The sequence below is a fragment of the Acidimicrobiia bacterium genome (genome assembly GCA_018057765.1).
In the GTDB taxonomy this organism is placed as follows: domain Bacteria; phylum Actinomycetota; class Acidimicrobiia; order IMCC26256; family JAGPDB01; genus JAGPDB01.
In genome coordinates, this window is sequence record JAGPDB010000046.1 from 1 (window position 1) to 4,449 (window position 4,449).

6 protein-coding genes are annotated in these 4,449 nt (G+C 36.0%); all 6 read right to left on the minus strand.

What is annotated here, in order from left to right; translation table 11 throughout:
• Positions 1 to 278, minus strand: a 278-nt coding sequence (locus KBF89_08780; GenBank protein ID MBP9116415.1) for a hypothetical protein, incomplete at its 3' end; no start/stop codon positions are given.
• Positions 275 to 1,099, minus strand: a complete 825-nt coding sequence (locus KBF89_08785; GenBank protein ID MBP9116416.1) for a 2,3,4,5-tetrahydropyridine-2,6-dicarboxylate N-succinyltransferase — start codon at positions 1,097 to 1,099, stop codon at positions 275 to 277. The genes KBF89_08780 and KBF89_08785, both read right to left, overlap by 4 nt.
• A 33-nt stretch (positions 1,100 to 1,132) precedes the next feature.
• On the minus strand, positions 1,133 to 2,341 hold the full coding sequence (gene hflX, locus KBF89_08790) for a GTPase HflX (protein MBP9116417.1): 1,209 nt from the start codon (positions 2,339 to 2,341) through the stop codon (positions 1,133 to 1,135).
• A gap of 8 nt (positions 2,342 to 2,349) precedes the next feature.
• Complete coding sequence (gene dapF, locus KBF89_08795) at positions 2,350 to 3,252, minus strand: diaminopimelate epimerase (GenBank protein MBP9116418.1); 903 nt, start codon at positions 3,250 to 3,252, stop codon at positions 2,350 to 2,352.
• Positions 3,243 to 4,214 carry a tRNA (adenosine(37)-N6)-dimethylallyltransferase MiaA gene (miaA, locus tag KBF89_08800; GenBank protein ID MBP9116419.1) on the minus strand — a complete coding sequence of 324 codons (972 nt, stop codon included), beginning with the start codon at positions 4,212 to 4,214 and terminating at the stop codon, positions 3,243 to 3,245. Before miaA ends, dapF begins: the two co-directional genes overlap by 10 nt.
• On the minus strand, positions 4,201 to 4,449 hold a 249-nt coding region (locus tag KBF89_08805; GenBank protein ID MBP9116420.1), incomplete at its 5' end, for a TRAM domain-containing protein. The genes KBF89_08805 and miaA, both read right to left, overlap by 14 nt.

Genomic DNA, 4,449 nt, shown 5'->3' on the forward strand with positions numbered 1-4,449 from the left:
GGATTAGCGCTATCACCAGAAGATGCAGGTGGGACAGTATCGCTATGTCCTGCAAATATTACTGGTAATTCTTCATTTTTATCATGATTCAACTGGACAATTACAGAATTATTTATGCGGATTACATTTGCTGATGGGCGTATAATAGAAATATATTCTTCTATATAATCAGTAATTAGCTTTTCCTCTTTACTGATAGAAGGAATATCAACCAGTGCTGCTGTTAGTGCAAGAAGATCATTTGGGTTGACGTCAAGCAAAAGATTCGTAGTACTCAAGTTGCAACACCATGCTCGCGAAGAATATCGTTCAACAATAATTTATCGTGTACTTCACCTTCGGCTAAATACCGCAAAATCAATACACAAGGTAAACCAAATGTACCTCCATCAAATTTTTTCTCACGCGTAGCCATAATACAAACAGCACCTGCTGGGACATCTCCACGCGATACTTCCTCGCCTGTTTTAGAATCTATAACAGGTGTTGAAGAAGTTAGTATTACTCCAGCACCGAGCTTTGCACCTTTACGAACTCTTGCACCTTCAACAATCATTGAACGTGATCCAATAAACACATCGTCTTCTATAAAAACAGGTGCAGCTTGAGGTGGTTCTAAAACACCGCCAATACCAACACCACCAGAAAGATGAACGCGTTCACCAATTTGTGCACAACTACCAACAGTTGCCCAAGTGTCAACCATAGTATCAGCACCTACATATGCTCCAATATTTACATAACTAGGCATAAGAGTAACGCCTGGTGACAAAAACGAACCACGACGTGCAATTGCACCAGGTACAACTCTGACTTTTGCGCTTGCATAATCATCTTTTAAAGGAATTTTATCTAGATATTCAAAAGGACCGATATTATATTTAGTCATCTGTTGAACTTTGAAATATAACAAAATTGCATGCTTGACCCATTGGTTAACAACCACTTCATTGTTTATAAGCTCGGCAACTCGAATTTCTCCGTTATCCAACATCTCTATTACACGGCCGACTATTCCTCGAGCGCGATCTTGTTCGACAATATTATCTAACTTATCTTTTTCGAGCCATAAATTATTTATAATATCTTCTGCATTCATGTGACATATTATAGTTGGGTTGTAAGAATCTATCTATAAACTTGGATGTTTTAGAAAGAAATCTCTAAGAATTTCTACTCCTTGACCAGTTATAGCTGATAAAAAGAATGAATCTTTAATTTTTTTATTCTTACTTTTATAATCAAAATCTATTTCTTTGAGCTTATCCAATTGATCGTCAGATAAACGATCGATTTTATTCCACAATATTATCTGTTCTATATCTCCAACTTCAATATCATCTAAAACCTTATTGACAGCTTCAATATTGCCAAGTACATCATCGCTTGAAGCATCTACACAATGAACTAGCAATTGGGAACCAGCTACCTCCTCTAGTGTTGACCTGAAAGCTTCAATCAATTGATGTGGCAGATTCCTAACAAAACCTACTGTGTCGGAACATAAAATTACTTTTGGCTTATAGTTTCCATCTTCACCTACATATAGTTTTCTAGTAGTAGGTGCAAGTGTAGCGAAAAGTCTATCTTCAACATGCGCATCAGACTTTGAAAGAGCGTTTAATAATGTAGATTTACCAGCATTAGTATATCCAACAATTGAAACTCTTTTTTGTGGAAGCTTTTCTCTAGATTTTCTTTGAGTTGATCTAACTTTTTCTAACTTCTTTAAATCTTCTTCTAATTTGGCTAAACGTTTAGTAATCTTACGTCGGTCAGTTTCGAGTTTTGTTTCACCCGGTCCTCGTGTACCGATACCACCACCTTGTTGAGACAGAGAAGTTCCTTTACCTCTCAGGCGTGGCATTAAATATTTAAGTTGAGCGACTTCAACTTGCTTCATACCTTCTTTGGTAGTTGCATGCAAAGCAAATATGTCCAAAATTACACCAACTCTATCGACCACATCGACCTTGAGTATCTCTTCCAGATTTCTCTGTTGAGCAGGCGAAAGTTCACTATCAAATACCGCAACATCAATATCATTAGCTGCAATATAGTTTGATAATTCTTCAGCTTTTCCTTTACCTATAAAAGTTGCAACATTCGGATGATCTAATTTTTGTGTTTCGCGGTATATTACTTTCGCGCCTGCAGTATCAACAAGTAATCCTAATTCATCTAAAGAAAGTTCTATATCTTCTTTTACGCCAGACCAGTCAAGAGCTACTATCACTGCCTTCTGGACGATAACATCAAAGTCGGTTTCACTTTGTGTTAGACGTTTAACATCACGGTTTTGATGATAACGTTTATTCTTATTTTCAGCATTAAATTTCATTTTTTCCTTTATAGAACGAAGTCTATATCTGCGATTTTATTCATTGGGCCATATAAAAACGTTGTGTCATCCGACACTCTGGCTCTACCGATACCGCCACTAACTATAACTTCGCATTCTGCATTAACTAGCCCCTCTTTATATAGAGACGCAACCATTGCAGTGATTCCTGTTCCGCAAGCTAAGGTCTCTCCCACTCCACGTTCGATAGTGCGTCCATAAATTTTTGAAGGATTTACGATATAAACAAAATTGACATTCGTGTTTTCAGGAAACCTCTCGTCGAACCTTAGAGCTTCACCTAACTGTTCTAAACCATCAAGATTTAATTCATCAAGGGAGTCTAATGGTATAACCCAATGTGGTATTCCTGTATTAGTAACATATGATATTCTTTCCTTTTCAAGAACATTAACTTTAATAACATTATTGTTACTTTGTAAAGGTATTAAATGAGGTTCAAAGATAGCAGGGCCCATATCTACTTTACCCATGCATCTATTTGATTCCATATAATTAAATATTACGATTTTTAGACCAGCTAAAGTAGCGACTTTAACTGTAATATTATTTTCACTATCAGTAGTTCCATATCCCTGTTCATTTGCATATTGAGCAAAACAACGGATACCATTTCCACTCATTTCTGGTATGGAACCATCAGCATTAATTAGATACATGACACAATCAGAATCTTTTATTCCTACAAATTCTCTAAAACCTTCATATTTAGAATTATTATCATCGAGTATTAAAAGGTCATCTGATCCAATACCAAAATTTCTATTACAAATTTTTTTAGCGATATCAATGACTGTTTCAACATTAAAAATATGTCCAGAATCTTGAATTTCTCTTACCGAAGTAATTGCAAAATCATTACCTAATCCTTCGTATTTACCTATGTGCATAAAAAAATTGCCCTTTCGATCATTTCATCATATGTGATGTCATCACAATTTATCCAGCTAATTCTAGGATCTCTTTCGAACCATTTTCGTTGTCTTCGCGAAAATTGCATAGATTTGTTGAGTATTAGTTCTATTAGGTGTTCGAATTCTTCTTCGACTTCCCCATTTTCTATGTATTCTTTGATTTGTTTGTATCCAATAGCATTTTGGGCAGGTGCAACTATCTGTTCCCATATAGGTAATAGTTTTTTTACTTCGTCTATCCATCCTGTTTCGAACATTTCTCGTATGCGTATTTCGATTCGTTCTTTTAAGTTTTCTCTCGTGTATCTTATACCTACTATTTCACAATCTAGTTTTGGTTCTCCAAATGTTTGTACACCGTTTTCTTTGAATGTTTGTGAAAAGTTTTCGCCTGTTATTTCCATTACTTCGAATGCTCTAATTATTCGTCTCACGTTTAGCATGTCTATTTTTTCTGCGGAAACTGGGTCTTGTTCTTGTAGTTTTTTATATGCGATCTCTACTTTTTCTAGGTTCGGGTTATTTTCGTCTAGTTCATATTTTTCTATAATATTTTGGCGGATGGTTTCATCTGTTGGAGCGAAGTTGAACCCGTCGATGATACCGTGTGTATAAAGTCCTGTTCCCCCCACCAGTATGAATTTGTTTTCATTCGTGTTTAATATTTTGTTTACTTGGTCGCTAAATTTTTTGGCGTTATATGATTCAGTTGGGTCTTGAAAGCTCAACATGTGGTGTTCAATGTTTTTGCGTTCATCGGCCGGTATGACACCTGTACCAATTTCGAATCCTTTATATATTTGCATGGAATCTAGCGATATTATTGGTTGATTATTAAAATGTTGGGCGAGTGTTATAGCGATACTTGATTTTGAACTTGCAGTTGGGCCGACAATTACAATATGTTTTTTTGAGTTCAACATTTTACATTGCGGCAAGCGGTATTAGTTTCTTTTTCACTTTAGGGTTTGATAATACTTCGATTAGTTCTCCGAACAACCAGTGTGATGCTGCGCTTCTTACTTTGACAGTCACGTATGCTCCAGGGTTTATTTTGTTTTCTTTTGGATCGAAGTGGATGAGTTTGTTTTGACCTGACCGTCCACTTGTCATGCCTTCCATTTTTGATTCACCTATGACTAATAGTTCTTCTGTTTTTCCTATTTGGTCGTT